Annotated in this window: 14 protein-coding genes and 1 tRNA gene; 10 read left to right on the top strand and 5 right to left on the bottom strand. The window is 70.8% G+C overall.

Features of this window, described 5'->3' with window-relative positions; translation table 11 throughout:
- Positions 1–106: 106 nt before the first annotated feature.
- From CK500_RS10925 to CK500_RS10900, 6 genes are all read left to right on the top strand, one after another.
- Positions 107–562 carry a hypothetical protein gene (locus CK500_RS10925; protein ID WP_095637253.1) on the top strand — a complete coding sequence of 152 codons (456 nt, stop codon included), beginning with the start codon at positions 107–109 and terminating at the stop codon, positions 560–562.
- Between the two features lie 66 nt (positions 563–628).
- On the top strand, positions 629–961 hold the full coding sequence (locus CK500_RS10920) for a hypothetical protein (protein WP_095637252.1): 333 nt from the start codon (positions 629–631) through the stop codon (positions 959–961).
- Between the two features lie 68 nt (positions 962–1,029).
- Positions 1,030–1,968, top strand: a complete 939-nt coding sequence (gene mch / locus CK500_RS10915; RefSeq protein WP_095637251.1) for a methenyltetrahydromethanopterin cyclohydrolase — start codon at positions 1,030–1,032, stop codon at positions 1,966–1,968.
- A 13-nt stretch (positions 1,969–1,981) separates the two neighbouring features.
- Entirely contained in the window at positions 1,982–2,524 is a 543-nt protein-coding gene (locus CK500_RS10910; protein ID WP_095637250.1) for a hypothetical protein, read from the top strand.
- A gap of 69 nt (positions 2,525–2,593) precedes the next feature.
- Positions 2,594–3,799 carry a potassium channel family protein gene (locus CK500_RS10905; protein ID WP_095637249.1) on the top strand — a complete coding sequence of 402 codons (1,206 nt, stop codon included), beginning with the start codon at positions 2,594–2,596 and terminating at the stop codon, positions 3,797–3,799.
- On the top strand, positions 3,796–4,152 hold the full coding sequence (locus tag CK500_RS10900; protein WP_095637248.1) for a nuclear transport factor 2 family protein: 357 nt from the start codon (positions 3,796–3,798) through the stop codon (positions 4,150–4,152). The genes CK500_RS10905 and CK500_RS10900 overlap by 4 nt, the downstream gene beginning before the upstream one ends.
- 16 nt (positions 4,153–4,168) lie before the next feature.
- On the opposite strand, the gene CK500_RS10895 is transcribed toward CK500_RS10900, so the two are convergent.
- Positions 4,169–4,765, bottom strand: a complete 597-nt coding sequence (locus tag CK500_RS10895) for a DNA-3-methyladenine glycosylase family protein (protein ID WP_095637247.1) — start codon at positions 4,763–4,765, stop codon at positions 4,169–4,171.
- A 127-nt stretch (positions 4,766–4,892) separates the two neighbouring features.
- Between CK500_RS10895 and CK500_RS10890 the strand changes: the two genes are divergently transcribed.
- Positions 4,893–6,881, top strand: coding sequence for a 3-hydroxyacyl-CoA dehydrogenase/enoyl-CoA hydratase family protein (locus CK500_RS10890; protein WP_095637246.1), 1,989 nt, complete (start codon positions 4,893–4,895; stop codon positions 6,879–6,881).
- A gap of 21 nt (positions 6,882–6,902) precedes the next feature.
- On the opposite strand, the gene CK500_RS10885 is transcribed toward CK500_RS10890, so the two are convergent.
- On the bottom strand, positions 6,903–7,529 hold the full coding sequence (locus CK500_RS10885) for a class I SAM-dependent methyltransferase (RefSeq protein WP_095637245.1): 627 nt from the start codon (positions 7,527–7,529) through the stop codon (positions 6,903–6,905).
- Between the two features lie 68 nt (positions 7,530–7,597).
- Entirely contained in the window at positions 7,598–8,644 is a 1,047-nt protein-coding gene (gene asd / locus CK500_RS10880) for an aspartate-semialdehyde dehydrogenase (RefSeq protein ID WP_095637244.1), read from the bottom strand.
- Between the two features lie 145 nt (positions 8,645–8,789).
- Between asd and CK500_RS10875 the strand changes: the two genes are divergently transcribed.
- Positions 8,790–10,469 (top strand): Na+/H+ antiporter NhaC family protein, encoded by a 1,680-nt coding sequence (locus tag CK500_RS10875; protein ID WP_095637243.1) that lies wholly within the window; start codon positions 8,790–8,792, stop codon positions 10,467–10,469.
- A gap of 318 nt (positions 10,470–10,787) precedes the next feature.
- Here the strand turns inward: CK500_RS10875 and CK500_RS10870 are convergent, their stop codons facing one another.
- A complete protein-coding gene (locus CK500_RS10870) occupies positions 10,788–11,429 on the bottom strand; it encodes a hypothetical protein (RefSeq protein WP_095637242.1) in 642 nt (213 codons plus the stop codon).
- A 143-nt stretch (positions 11,430–11,572) separates the two neighbouring features.
- Here CK500_RS10870 and CK500_RS10865 point away from each other — a divergent pair, with 143 nt between their 5' ends.
- Positions 11,573–12,553, top strand: a complete 981-nt coding sequence (locus CK500_RS10865) for a calcium/sodium antiporter (protein ID WP_095637241.1) — start codon at positions 11,573–11,575, stop codon at positions 12,551–12,553.
- A 67-nt stretch (positions 12,554–12,620) separates the two neighbouring features.
- The gene (locus tag CK500_RS10860) at positions 12,621–13,355 is read left to right on the top strand and encodes an MBL fold metallo-hydrolase (RefSeq protein WP_095637240.1); all 735 of its coding nucleotides are present in this window, start codon (positions 12,621–12,623) and stop codon (positions 13,353–13,355) included.
- Between the two features lie 35 nt (positions 13,356–13,390).
- Here the strand turns inward: CK500_RS10860 and CK500_RS10855 are convergent.
- Positions 13,391–13,463 (bottom strand) — tRNA-His (locus CK500_RS10855).
- Between the last annotated feature and the right edge of the window lie 146 nt (positions 13,464–13,609).

Here is a 13,609-nt window from a genome sequence, read left to right as displayed (position 1 = left end):
CACCACAATCCGATTTATAAACAACCGACTCACCGCAATGATTCACGTACTCCCGCTGTCTCTCTCCCGCCGACGCGCCTTTATAAACGACGGCCGTACGATCCGCATGGGCTATCCGGTCACCTACTACTGTCCGCACTGCGGGACCCTCGTCGAGCTGGAGCGCGACGGCTACCTCGCGGACAAGGCGGTGACGCCGTACCCCCTCGAGGGGTGGGAGTACGTCGCTCCGACGGCGCCGTTCGAGGGCGACGACGCCGACGGCGTCCGGTTCGTCTGCGGCGAGAGCGAGGGCGTCGACTGGGACCCGCACGACGGCGTTCGCGGGTCGGACGCGGGCAGCGAGGAGCCGTACCGCGAGCCGGACCCCGAGGGGACCGGCTGCGGCGAGCCGTTCTACCTCTCGTTCGTCCGGTACGACGAGGGGCGCGAGATCGACCCGCGCGCCGAGAGCGAGCTGGTGGAGATCGATCCCGATCCCCGTCCGAGCGGGCCGCGGGGGCCGGGCGGTCCCGAGGGACCGGACGGGGGCGGCGATGGCTCGGACGGCGGGTTCTGGTAGGGCCGCTGGCGACTCCGCCGTCAGCGTCGCCCGTAGCGTTATCCCGCTGAAGCGAGATGGTGACGCATGGCAGACACCAAGTCGGGGCGCGACAAGCAGGCGCGTGACGAGGAGCGCAGACAGATACGGCGGGACATCTCGGAGGCCCGAGAGCGCGGCGACGAGGCGGACCCGACCGCCGACCCGCCGGCCGAGTGCCACCGCCGCGGCTGCGCCGAGCCCGTGGCGTTTTCGGTCACCGAGCGGTACCAAGAGGAGACCGGGGCGGGCGCCGTGGAGGCGACCGCGTTCCTCTGTGCGGACCACGCCGGCGACGAGTCGCCGGTGAACCTGGACGACGCGTACGAGGGGTACGTGTTCCGCGTCGAGCCGGTCGCCGCCGGGGCCGGCGGTAACTGAAACGCCGCCACCGCTGGCGACGCCGACGACTGACAAACCACTTACTGCGGGAGCGAGAAGGGTCCGCCATGGAAAGCATCAACCGGACCGCGATCGAGCTCGTCGACGAGGCGCTCGACTTCGCCGGCGAGCTCGACGTCGTCGGCTACGAGCTGGACAACGGCGCCACCGTCGTCGACTTCGGCGTCGACGCCGCGGGCGGCGTCGAGGCGGGACTGCTGCTCGCCGAGATCCAGACCGCCGGCCTCGCGAACCTCCGAACCCGCATGGGCGAGGTCGCGGGCGCGCCGCGCCAGTACGTCGAACTGTCGACCGACCACCCCGCCGTCGCGCTGCTCTGCTCGCAGAAGGCGGGCTGGGAGCTCGCGTTCGACTCCGGCTTCGAGGGGCTCGGCTCGGGGCCGGCCCGCGCGCTCGTCGGTCAGGAGGCCGAGTTCGAGCGCGTCGGCTACTACGACTCCTCCGAGTTCGCGACGCTCGCGGTCGAGTCGACGACGCTCCCGACCGAGGAGGTCGCCGAGCACGTCGCCGACCTCGCCGAGGTCGACGCCGAGGGCGTGTTCCTGCCGGCGTACGCCACCGGCTCCACCGCGGGCTCGGTCGCGACCGCGGCCCGCGCCGCGGAGCTCGCCGTGTTCCGCCTGCTGGAGCTCGGCTACGAGCCGACCGACGTGCTCCACGCCTCGGGCTCGGCGCCGATGGCCCCGGCCACCCGCGACGAGGACGTAGCGATGGGGCGGACGAACGACGCCCTCGCGTACGGCGGCGAGGTCCACCTGCAGGTCGCGCGCGACGACGACCGCTTCGACCAGATCGTCTCGACCGCCCGCGAGGAGTACGGGACCCCCTTCGTCGAGGTGTTCGAGGACGCCGACTGGGACTTCTACGAGGTCGACGAGCGCGTCTTCGCCCCCGCGAAGGTCACCGTCGACGTGATCGACGGTCCCGTCTACACGGTCGGCGAGACCGACGAGGAGCTGCTCGCGGAGTCGTTCGGCTACCGCTGAGGCGGTCGAGCAAATGCGTCTGAAGCCCGTCCCCGAGCCTCCCGACGAGCTCGACGACCTCCGCGCGTTCCAGCGGGCGGTCCCGCTCGTCCCCGGGAGCACCGACGACTGCTGCGCCCGGCTCCGCGAGCGCCGGGGGCTCTCGGACCGACAGACCGCCAACGACTGGCTGGCGTTCCTGCGCGCGCTCGGACTGGCCCGGGAGACGCCGCGCGGGTTCGTCAGGACCGACGCGGAGCCGACCCCGGAGCTGGTCCGCGAGGGGCTCCAGGAGGGCGTCCTCCTCGTTCCCGAGGCGCTCGCCGCCCTGCGAGCGGCCTCCGCCGCGGACCCGCTCACGCCCGACGACCTGTTCGCGGCGACGCGGGAGTCGGTGCCCCGACACGACCGCGCCCGCGACCCGAACTGGGAGGCGACGTGGCGCGGGCGCGCCGACCGGCTCCTGCGGTGGCTCGCGCTCGTCGACCTCGCCGAGCCGGTCCCGGCGACCGAGCCGACCGAGGGCGGCGATCCGGAGCCGCGTTCGGTCGCCTACGTCGCCGGCGACGCCGCCTGAGCCCTCGGTTTCGAGGCGCTGTCGGCGATCCGTGACAAGCCTTTTACTCGGAGCCGGAGAGGGAGAGGCATGGGACGATTCGACGGGCGGGACGGGCCGCTGTCGGTCCGGTACGAGCCGGCGAGCGTGAAGGACCTGCTCGTGGAGATGAAAGACACCGCCGAGCTGTTGATCGACCTGTCGTACTCCGCGGTCCTCCACGGGAGCCCGACGATCGCCCACGAGGTCGTCGAACTCGAACACCGGATGGACGTGCTCCAGATGCGCGCGCGGATGAGCCTCATGCTCGCGGCGCGGAGCCCCGACGAGGCCGAGACGCTCGCGCCGGTGCTCGGCGTGGTCGGCGCGGCCGACAAGATCTCCGACGCCGCCGGCGACATCGCCAAGATCGTCACCGAGGAGATCGGCCTCCCCGACGCGATGCGGGGCGCGCTCACCGAGGGCGTCGAGACCCTCGTCCGCGCCACCGTCTCGCCCGACTCGGCGTACGCGGGGCGGACGCTGAAGGACATCGACCTGGAGTCAAAGACGGGCGTGCGCGTCATCGCGATCCGGCGCGACGACGACTGGGTGTTCAATCCCGGGCCGAAGACCCGGATCGAGGCCGGCGACGTGACGCTCCTCCGCGGGCCCGAGACGGGCGTCGCCGACGTCCACCCGACGCTGACCGGCGACCCGTTCGAACCGAGCGACCCCCCGGAGCCGGCCATCGACGACTTGGAGCGCGCGGTCGACTCCATCGTGCTGATGAAGAACCTCTCGGAGCTGGCGGTCGACCTGGCGTACGGCTCCGTCCTCTTCGACAACGAGGCGCTCGCCGAGGAGGTGTCGAACCTGGAGATCGAGGTCGACGCGCTCCAGTCGCGGTTCGAGGCGTGGACGCTCCGGGCCGCCCGCGAGGCCGACGACCCCGTCTCGCTGCGCGGGCTGATCCACCTCGGCGTCGCCACCGAGGAGATCTCCGACGCCGCCTTAGAGATCACCGAGGGGGTCATGCGCGACATCGGCGTCCACCCGGTCGTGGAGATGGCGGTCCAGGAGTCCGACGAGATCATCACCCGGACCGTGGTCGGCGAGGGGAGCGACCTCGACGGGACGCTGGTCGAAGCGGGGATCCCCGCGACCGACATCTCGACGAGCGTCATCGCGATCCGGCGCCCCGACGAGGGGTGGCTCGTCGGCCACGACATCGACACCACCCTCCGCGCCGGGGACGCCGTCATCTCGAAGGGGACTCGCACCTCGGCCGCGGAGTTCGAGGCGCTCGCGGCGTGACGGTGTCCGAAACGGACGATCCGGCTCGGCTCGTCCGGGCGTACTACGACGCGCTCGACGCCGGCGAGTACGACCGCCTCGCGGCCCTGCTCGACCCCGGCTTCGTCCAGCGACGCCCCGACCGCACCTTCGAGGGGCGCGACCGCTTCGTCGCGTTCATGCGCGACGAGCGCCCGATGACCGACACGACCCACGCCGTCGACGCGGTGTTCCCAAAAGGACCCGGCGTCGCCGTCCGCGGGCGGCTGCTCGACGCCGAGGGCGACGAGGTGTTCGCGTTCGTGGACGTGTTCTCGATCAGCGACGAGCGGCTTACCGAACTAGAGACGTACGCGGCGTCGGGCGAGGAGTGACGCCGGCCGAGGGCGGCTACGACTCGTACTCCGCCCAGACGTACCGCGTCCCGTAGCTCCGGTAGGGCCGCCACGCGTCGCCGATCTCGCGCATCTCCGCGCGGGTCAGCTCCTCGCCGTCGTTGTACACCTGCTCTATCCCCTTCCGCACCGCGAGGTCGCCGAGCGGGAGCACGTCCTCGCGGCCCAGCGCGAAGATCAGGTACATCCGGGCGGTCCACTCCCCGACGCCCCGGATCTCGGTGAGCGCGGCGACGACCTCCTCGTCGCTCGCGTCGGCGAGCCCCTCGCGCGTGAGGTCGCGGTCGCCGTCGCTGAAGGCCCCGGCGACCTCGCGCAGGTACTCGACCTTCGTGCCGCTGAGCCCGGTCTCGCGGAGCCGGTCCTCGTCGGCCGCGAGGACGCGGTCGGGCGTCGGGTCGCCGCCGAGGGCGTCGAGGAACCGCTCGTGGATGGCCGCCGCGGACGCGGTCGAGAGCTGCTGGTTCACGATCGAGGTACAGAGGCGCGCGAACTCGTCGCCGGCGGGCTCGACCCTCAGCGGGCCGTGCCGGTCGATCAGCCGCGCCATCGTCGGGTCCTCGCGCAGGGTCACCGCGACTCGCTCGTTCATCGGGGGGCGGTTGGGGCCGGAGACGGGAGTGCGTTTCTCTCGCGATCCCGAGGAGCGATAAACTTACAGTGCGTTTTTCGTTTGGAAGATGGAAACGTTCAACCATGACGGTTCCGACCGTTCCGGTATGCAGCTCGAAGACGTCCAGCGCGTAACGGTTCTCGGCGCCGGAAACATGGGACACGGCATCGCGGAGGTGGCCGCGCTCGCCGGCTACGACGTTGCCCTCCGGGACATCGAAGAGGAGTTCGTTCAGGACGGCTACGACCAGATCGAGTGGTCGCTCGGCAAGCTCGCCGAGAAGGACCGGATCGGCGACGAGGAGGCGGAGGCCGCGCTCGACCGCGTGGAGACCTTCGTCGACCTCGGGGACTCCCTGGCCGACGCCGACGTGGTGATCGAGGTCGTCCCGGAGAAGATGGCGATCAAGAAGGACGTGTACGACGAGGTCGTCGAGTACGCCCCCGACGAGGCCGTCTTCGTCACCAACACCTCCAGCCTCTCTATCACCGAGCTCTCCGAGGTCACCGACCGCCCCGAGCGCTTCTGCGGGATGCACTTCTTCAACCCGCCGGTGCGGATGGACCTCGTCGAGGTCATCTCCGGGAAACACACTTCCGAGGAGACCCTCGAACTGATCGAGGGGCTCGCGGAGTCGATGGAGAAGACCCCCGTCCGCGTCCGGAAGGACAGCCCCGGCTTCATCGTCAACCGGATTCTGGTCCCCCTGATGAACGAGGCGGCGTGGATCGTCGAGTCCGGCGACGCGACGATGGAGGCGGTCGACTCCACGACGAAGTTCGACATGGGCCTGCCGATGGGCTCGTTCGAGCTCGCGGACCAGGTCGGCATCGACGTGGGGTATCACGTCTTGGAGTACATGCACGAGGTGCTCGGTGACGCCTACCGACCCTGCCCGCTGCTCGTCGAGAAGGTCGAGGCCGAGGAGCTGGGGAAGAAGACCGGCTCCGGCTTCTACGACTACGAGGACGGCGGCGCGCAGATCCCCTCGGACGCGATCGACGCCGACGTGCGGAGGCGCCTGCTCGCCGTGATGGCCAACGAGGTCGCCGGCCTCGTCGGGAACGACGTGGCCGACCCGCCCGCGATCGACCGCGCGGTGATGCTCGGCGCCGGCTTCCCGGACGGCCCCGCGAAGCTCGCCGACGCCGAGGGGCTCGCCGGCCTCGTGGACGTGCTCGACGACCTCCACGAGGAGACCGGCGAGGCGCGCTACGAGGCGACTGACCACCTCCGCGAGGCCGCCGAGGCGGGCGGGTTCCACGGCGAAAGCGGCGGGGACGCCGACGGCGAGGGCGACGACGCGCTCGCCGGCTACGACACCCTCAACGTCGCCGTCGAGGGCCGGGTCGGCCACGTCGAGATCGACCGCCCGCACCGGATGAACACGATCAGCGGGGAGCTGCTCGACGAGCTCGCGGACGCGATCGACCGCCTCGACGCGGACGACGAGGTGCGGGCGATCCTGCTGTCCGGCGCGGGCGACCGCGCGTTCTCCGCGGGCGCCGACGTACAGAGCATGGCCGCCGGCGGCGCGGACCCGATCAACGCGGTCGAGCTCTCGCGGCAGGGACAGCAGACGTTCGGGAAGCTCGAAGAGTCGGACAAGCCCGTGGTCGCCGCCATCGACGGCTACTGCCTCGGCGGCGGGATGGAGCTCGCGACCGCGGCCGACATGCGCGTCGCCTCCGAGCGCTCGGAGCTGGGCCAGCCGGAGCACAACCTCGGCCTCCTCCCGGGGTGGGGCGGCACCCAGCGGCTCGCCCGGATCGTCGGCGAGGGGCGCGCCAAGGAGATTATCTTCACCGCCGAGCGCTACGACGCCGAGACGCTAGAGGGGTACGGGTTCCTCAACGACGTGGTCCCGGGCGACGAGCTCGACGAGCGCGCGTGGGAGCTGGCCGAGCAGCTCGCCGCCGGCCCGCCGATCGCCCAGAAGTACACGAAGCGCGCGATGCACGCCGGCCGCACGGACGGCGAGGCCGGCCTCGAAGTGGAGGCGATGGGCTTCGGCCACGTGATGAACACCGACGACCTCATGGAGGGCGTCACGGCGTTCATGGGCGACGGCGAGCCCGAGTTCGAGGGGAAGTAGGGGCCGGCGGCCCCTAGCGGCTCATTCCGCCAGCCGCGCCGCGAAGAACGTCCAGTCCGCGTCGTCGCCGTCCTCCAGCGAGTCGCCGACTCCCCACTCCCGTTCGACGGCGAACCCCGCGTTCCGGAGGTGCTCCCGCGTCGCCTCCGCCCCCGCGATGTGCCACTGCATCTCGACGCCGGTGTCGAGCCAGTCCGGGTTCGTCCCGGTCCACTCCTCGGGCCCCTCCGAACAGAGCAAGCGACCGCCCTCGTCGAGGACGCGGGCGAACTCGTCGACGACTTCTCGGTGTTGCTCGCGCGGGACGTGGATCAGCGAGTGGTAGGCCGTCACCGCGTCGAACGCGCCGTCGCGGAACGGGAGCGCGGCGATGTCCCCCTGCGCGAGCGCCGCCGCGGGGGCGTTCTCGGCGGCCAGCCGCAGCTGCGTGCGCGAGATGTCCGTCCCGACCGCGGTCGCCGTCGCGGCCAGGTCCCGGAGGACCGGCGACCCCTGTCCGCAGCCGGCGTCCAAGACGCGCGCCGACTCGGGCAGTTCGCGGACGAACCGGGAGAGGACCTCGCGTCCGCGGCCGTCTTCGGTCCGATCCGCGGCGTACGCCTCGGCGAGAGCGTCGTACCCGCGACGGACGGCGTCCTTATCGACCATGCAAACCGGGTACCGGAGCACCGCTATTTAAACTGCGGGAAAACGGCGGGGTCGCCGTAGTCGCCCCGTTAGACGTACCCTTCCTCGACGAGCAGCTCGCCGTTGAGCAGCGAGGCGCCCGCGGCGCCGCGGATCGTGTTGTGCGCGAGGCAGTTGTACTTCGCGCCGGCGTCCGTCGCCTGCACGCCGCCGGCGACGATGCCCATCCCGTCCGCGTACGTGCGGTCGAGGCGGGGCTGCGGGCGCTCGGGCTCGTCGTCGCCGAACACCTTGATGAGCTGGTCGGGCGAGCTGGGGAGGTCGCCGGCGCCCTCGAACGAGCGCATCGCCTCGCGGAGGTCCGCTGGCGAGGGGTCCTCGGCGAACTCGGCGAAGACGTTCTCCAAGTGGCCGTCGAGCGTGGGGATCCGGTTACAGGAGGCGGCCACGTCGGCGCCGTGGAGGTGGACCTCCGCGCCGTCGAACTCGCCGAGGAGCTTGCGCGACTCCGTCTCCATCTTCTCCTCCTCGCCGCCGATGTGCGGGATCGCGTTGTCGATGATCTCCATTGAGGTGACGCCGGAGTAGCCGGCGCCGGAGACGGCCTGCAGGGTGGAGACACGGACGCTCTCTAGGCCGAATTCGTCGATCGCGGCGAGCGTCGGGACCATCGTGATCGTCGAGCAGTTCGGGTTCTTCACGAGGGCGCCGTCCCAGCCGCGCTCGTCGCGCTGGACCTCGATCAGGTCGAGGTGCCCGGGGTTGATCTCGGGGATGGTGAGGGGAACGTCCGTCGCCATGCGGTCGTTCGAGGAGTTCGAGGAGACGACGTACCCCTCCTCTAAGAACGCCGGCTCGACCTCGGCCGCGACGCCCGAGGGGAGCGACGAGAAGAGCAGGTCCACGTCGTCGTCCGCGATTCCCGCTGGGGTCGTCTCGGCGACCTCCATCTCGGCGACGTCGTCCGGGATCGGGGTGTTCACGCGCCACTTGGCGGCCTCGCGGTAGGTCTCGCCGGCGCTGTCCGCGCTGGCGGTGACCGCGGCGAGGTCGAACGTCGGGTGGTCGTCGAGGAGCTGGATGAACCGCTGGCCCACGGCGCCGGTGGCGCCGAGGATGCCGACTCGTACAGACATTGCGCGTGGGTCCGTGACAGGGACGTAAGTGCGTTCGGATACGTGCCGATTCCGCCGGCCACCGCCGGCGGTCGGACGACCTCGCGTCCCGGACCGGCGTCGCGGCACGCGACATTTATATACTCCCCCGTGGCAGTACGTGACAATGACCGATTTCGGAGCGCTGTCCGTCGCGCCGCCGGTGCTCGCGATCGTGTTAGCAGTGATCACCCGAAAGGCCGTGCTGTCGCTGTTCCTCGGGATCTGGTCCGGGGCGGTGATCGTCACGGGCGGGCTGGGGATCGTCCAGACGTTCGAGTGGATCGTCGCGGCGGTCTCGAACGAGTTTCAGGCGACGATCCTCGTGTTCACCCTGCTGCTCGGGTCCGGCGTCGCCATGGTGTGGAACCTCGGCGGCACCGCCGCGGTCCGCGACTGGGCGCTCGAACGGCTCGACTCCCAGCGGCAGGCCGGGCTCGTCGCGTGGGGGCTCGGGATCGTCCTCTTCTTCGACGACTACGCCAACACCGCGATCGCCGGCTCGGCGATGAAGGACGTCTCCGACCGCCTCCGGATCTCCCGCGAGAAGCTCTCGTACATCGTCGACTCCACCGCCGCGCCCGTGGCGACGCTGGGGATCTCCTCGTGGGTCGCGTTCCAGCTGTCGCTCATCTCGGACGGGTACGAGGCCGCCGGCGTCGCCGAGGCGAACCGCCCCGGAACCTTCGAGGTGTTCGTCTCCTCCATCCCGTTCAACATGTACGCGATCCTCGCGATCGTGATGGTGCTTCTGATCGTGGGATCCGGCCGCGACTACGGCGAGATGCTGACCGCCGAGAACCGGTCGTGGACCTCCGGAAAGGTGACTCGGGACGAGGCGGTCCCCATGCAGGACGTGGCCGGCGAACTCGGCGAGCCGCCGGCGTCGACCCCCCGGCTCGTCAACTTCTTCGTCCCCGTGGCGGTCCTGATTGCGGTGACGGTCGCGACCGCGCTGTGGTCCGGCGAGTTCTCGCCCGTCGGGTTCGGCGGCGACCTCCTCGCCGGGGAGTTCGGGGCGGCCGGCGGGCGGCTGTGGGACGCCGCGCTCAACGCCTCCTACGAGGTGGCGCTGATGATCGGGTCGTTCGCGATGGTCGCCAGCGGCTTCGTCCTCGGGAAGGCGTACGGGATCTTCGGGGTCGGCGACGCGAGCGAGTACACGATCGACGGGTTCGGCATCATGCTCACCGCGGCCTCCATCCTCGTGCTCGCGTGGGGGATCGGCGAGGCGATCGACGCGCTCGGCACGGGCGACTACGTCGCGACCGCGGCCGTGGGCTCCGTCTCGGGGGCCCTGCTGCCCGCGCTCGTGTTCGTCGTCGCCGGCGTCATCGCCTTCTCGACCGGCACCTCGTGGGGCACGATGGGGATCGTCACCCCCATCGCGATCCCGATCGCGTGGGAGATCAGCGGCGGCGGCGCGGCGGGGCACACCCTCGTGGCGGCGATGGTCGGCGTCATCTTCTCCGGCGCCATCTTCGGCGACCACAGCTCGCCGATCTCCGACACCACCGTCCTCTCGGCGACGTTCACGGGGGCCGACCTGATCGACCACGTCCGCACCCAGATCTACTACGCGGTCACCGTCGCCGCCGTGGTCGTCCTCCTGTTGGTCCTCTGGGGGTTCACCCGGGTGACGCCGCTCGCCCTGCTCCCGCTCGGCGCCGCCCTGCTCGCCGGGCTCGTCTACGCCCTCTCCGAGTTCGACGCCGCCCGCCGCGGGATCGATCCGGTGTCGGTCTCGGAGCCGCAGACGGACGACGGCGAGCGCGTGGTGGTCGCCGGAACGGAACAGGACGACTGAGCGGCCGGCAGGCCGACAGGCCGGCACCTTATATACGACCGCCGGCTACCGTCGGATGCGCGCCCTCAGTCCCCGCCCGAGTACTCCCCGATGGGAGCGATGACCGCGCGGAGAACCCAGGCGCGTGACATCCGGTCGCTGACGCGACCCGCCCGTCGCCGCGCAGGCGACCGCCCGCCACGAGGGTTTCCCGGTCGACGCGGCACGCCGCCGGAGATGAGACCGGTCGTTAGTGTTGCGGGCGACATTCCGACGCTCGGGAGCGGCGGCGCTCGTCGGACCGATCAGCTCGGCGCGACGCGGACGCGTACGACGCGGTCACCGCGTCTCGACGGTCACCGCGAGGTCGTCGACGTAGTGGGTCGCGTCGGCCTCCCAGATCACCGCCGTGCCGACGGCGAGGTGGAGCGTGTCGGTCGACAGCTCGGGAGTGGTCCACTCGAAGGCGTACTCCCGCCAGCCGTCGGCGAGCCACAGCGCGTCGCGGAGCCCGCCGTACGGCGTCTCGCCGAGCTCCGTCGTGTTGAGGCCGGGCTGCGGGAAGTCCTCCTCCGCCTCCGGCGGCTCCGGGCCGAGGCGCATCAGCGCGTGCCGGATCGTGTTGAACGATTCCGACTCGCTCCAGAACCGCCCGCTCACCTCGATTTCGTACGAGCTTCCCGACTCGACGGGTATCGGATGGGTCGCCCACGTGACCCCGTCGTCGTAGTCGCCCTGGTTCCAGATCCGGAGCGAGCGGTCTCCGGAGGACGCCTCCGCCTCGGAAAACGACACCTCCCAGTCGAACTCGTCGATGTCCACCTCGGGACCGATCGCGGCGTCGAACAGCCACTCGCCGATGTCCCCTTCGAACCCCTCCTCGAAGGCCGGGGCGTCGCTCCCGCCCGCACACCCCGCGACCCCGGCGAGACCGACGGCGCCGATTCCGGCGCCCGTCCGGAGCAGTTCGCGTCGTCTCACGGCGTCCCACGTTCGTCCATAACGGGCGATACGACGCCAGACCGACACAAAAGTACACGGTGCGTTACGGGTCCGGCGTGGAGTGGACCCCGCCCCGTCCCCGGGGATCGGTTTTAACACCGCATGCAAGAACGACTACCCACATGGCGCTCGGAGGGTCAGCCGTCCAGTTCGCGATCATCGCGGTCACCGTCATCGGTCTGTGGATCGGCGCCCGCGCCCTCGTCGACTCGACGGTCCGGATCGCCCGCCGGTTCGGCGTCAGCGAGCTGACGATCGGGCTGACGATCGTCGCGATGGGGACCTCGACGCCCGAGCTCGTCGTGACGGTCGACGCCGCGCTGGCGGGGCTCGGCGAGATCGGCGTCGGCAACGTCGTCGGCTCGAACGCCTACAACCTCGCGTTCATCCTCGGCGCGGTGTCGCTGCTTCGGGTCATCCCGGTCGAGCGCTCGCTGGTCCACCGCGACGGCGTCGCGCTGGTCCTCTCGACGGTGGCGGGATTCGCGGTCCTCTTCGACCGGACCGTGACCGGCGTCGAGGGCGCGCTGCTGGCGGGACTGTTCGCCGCGTACACGGCCTACGTCGTCCGGGACGAGCGCACGACGCACTCGATCGAGACCGAGTACACCGACTCTCGGGTCACCGGCGCGCTCCCGACAGGGTTCTCACACCGGGCCCGCGACGGGCTCCTGCTCGTCGGCGGACTGGCGCTCGTCTTGGTCAGCGGCCACTTCATGGTCGAGTCGGCGTCGGCGCTCGCGCGGGGCGCCGGCGTCTCCGACTGGGCGATCGGCGGGACGATCGTCGCCGCGGGGACCTCGACGCCGGAACTCGCGGTGTCGCTCGTCGCGATGCGACAGGGTCACGTCGGGATGTCCGTGGGCAACGTCGTCGGGAGCAACGTGTTCAACCTGCTCGGGATCCTGGGGATCGCGTCGCTCGTCCGTCCGCTCGCGGTCGGCGGCGCGGCGATCGAGACGCTCCTCTGGCTGACGGTTCTCACGGTCGTCATGGTCGGTGCGCTGTGGTCGGGGCGGCGGCTCTCCCGCACCGAGGGCGCCCTCTTCGTCTGCTCCGAGCTGACCCGGTGGGCGCTCGGTCTCCTGCGGATCTTCGGGTGATGCGGCGGCGGAGCCAAATCACCCCCGTCGCAAGTGACAACCCGCCGCTCGGCGAAGCCGTCGTTACATGCCGACGAACTCCACTGTCAGCGTCACCCTCGTCCGGAACGCCACGGTCCTCGCGACCGTCGGTGAGACGACCTTCCTCGTCGATCCGCTGTTCGCGTCGCAGGGCGCGTTACCGCCGATCGACAACACGCCGAACGACCGCGCGAACCCCCTCGTTCCGATGCCCGACGTCGACCGCTCCCACGACGCGGTGATCGTCACCCACCGCCACCCCGACCACTTCGACGACGCGGCGAGGGACGAACTGGACCCGGACGTCCCGCTGTTCTGTCAGCCCGCCGAGGCGGACGCGTTCGTCGAGGAGGGGTTCACCGACGTGCGCCCCGTCGAGGACGCGGCGTCGTTCGCCGGCGTCACGCTCCACCGAACCCCCGGCCGTCACGGGCACGGGGACCTGGCCGAGCGGATGGGGCCGGTCTCCGGGTTCGTCCTCGAGGGCGACGAGACGCTGTACCTCGCCGGCGACACGGTCTGGTACGAGCCGGTCGCGGAGACGCTGACCCGGTACGAGCCCGACGCGGTCGTCCTGAACGGCGGCGCGGCGCGGTTCAACGAGGGAGAACCGATCACCATGGGGGTCGAAGACGTCGCCGCCGTCCGCGAGGCCACCGACGCCGCGGTCGCCGTGGTCCACATGGAGGCGATCAACCACTGTCTGCTCTCGCGCGAGGAGCTGCGGTCGGAGACAGAGGACGTACTGGTGCCGGAGGACGGAGCGGAGATCGAGCTGTAGCTCCGTCGCTGTTCGAAGGCTGCGGTCCGCAAAAGGTCCGGGTGCGAGAATTGAACCCGCGTCTCAGCCTCCACAAGGCTGAAGGATAGTCCACTACCCTAACCCGGACACGCGTCGATATCTATCCCGCTTTGATAAATAACCGTTACGACTCCCGGACGGGCGTGTGACGCGGTGTCGTCCGGTGATCGTCACAGCTGGTCGGCCCGGCGACCGCCGTGACGACCACGCCGTTTTTACTCCCAGCCGGCGTA

The sequence above is a fragment of the Halorubrum salipaludis genome (genome assembly GCF_002286985.1).
In the GTDB taxonomy this organism is placed as follows: Archaea; Halobacteriota; Halobacteria; order Halobacteriales; family Haloferacaceae; genus Halorubrum; species Halorubrum salipaludis.
Note: the sequence above shows the minus strand (reverse complement) of the source record. Positions and strands in the feature narration are given on the sequence as shown.

Excerpts from the sequence above, each read along its gene's own strand:
- CK500_RS10925 (WP_095637253.1), top strand. The coding sequence starts at position 107 with ATGGGCTATCCGGTCACCTACTACTGTCCGCACTGCGGGACCCTCGTC.
- CK500_RS10920 (WP_095637252.1), top strand. The coding sequence starts at position 629 with ATGGCAGACACCAAGTCGGGGCGCGACAAGCAGGCGCGTGACGAGGAG.
- mch (WP_095637251.1), top strand. The coding sequence starts at position 1,030 with ATGGAAAGCATCAACCGGACCGCGATCGAGCTCGTCGACGAGGCGCTC.
- CK500_RS10910 (WP_095637250.1), top strand. The coding sequence starts at position 1,982 with ATGCGTCTGAAGCCCGTCCCCGAGCCTCCCGACGAGCTCGACGACCTC.
- CK500_RS10905 (WP_095637249.1), top strand. The coding sequence starts at position 2,594 with ATGGGACGATTCGACGGGCGGGACGGGCCGCTGTCGGTCCGGTACGAG.
- CK500_RS10895 (WP_095637247.1), bottom strand. The coding sequence starts at position 4,765 with ATGAACGAGCGAGTCGCGGTGACCCTGCGCGAGGACCCGACGATGGCG.
- CK500_RS10890 (WP_095637246.1), top strand. The coding sequence starts at position 4,893 with ATGCAGCTCGAAGACGTCCAGCGCGTAACGGTTCTCGGCGCCGGAAAC.
- CK500_RS10885 (WP_095637245.1), bottom strand. The coding sequence starts at position 7,529 with ATGGTCGATAAGGACGCCGTCCGTCGCGGGTACGACGCTCTCGCCGAG.
- asd (WP_095637244.1), bottom strand. The coding sequence starts at position 8,644 with ATGTCTGTACGAGTCGGCATCCTCGGCGCCACCGGCGCCGTGGGCCAG.
- CK500_RS10875 (WP_095637243.1), top strand. The coding sequence starts at position 8,790 with ATGACCGATTTCGGAGCGCTGTCCGTCGCGCCGCCGGTGCTCGCGATC.
- CK500_RS10865 (WP_095637241.1), top strand. The coding sequence starts at position 11,573 with ATGGCGCTCGGAGGGTCAGCCGTCCAGTTCGCGATCATCGCGGTCACC.
- CK500_RS10860 (WP_095637240.1), top strand. The coding sequence starts at position 12,621 with ATGCCGACGAACTCCACTGTCAGCGTCACCCTCGTCCGGAACGCCACG.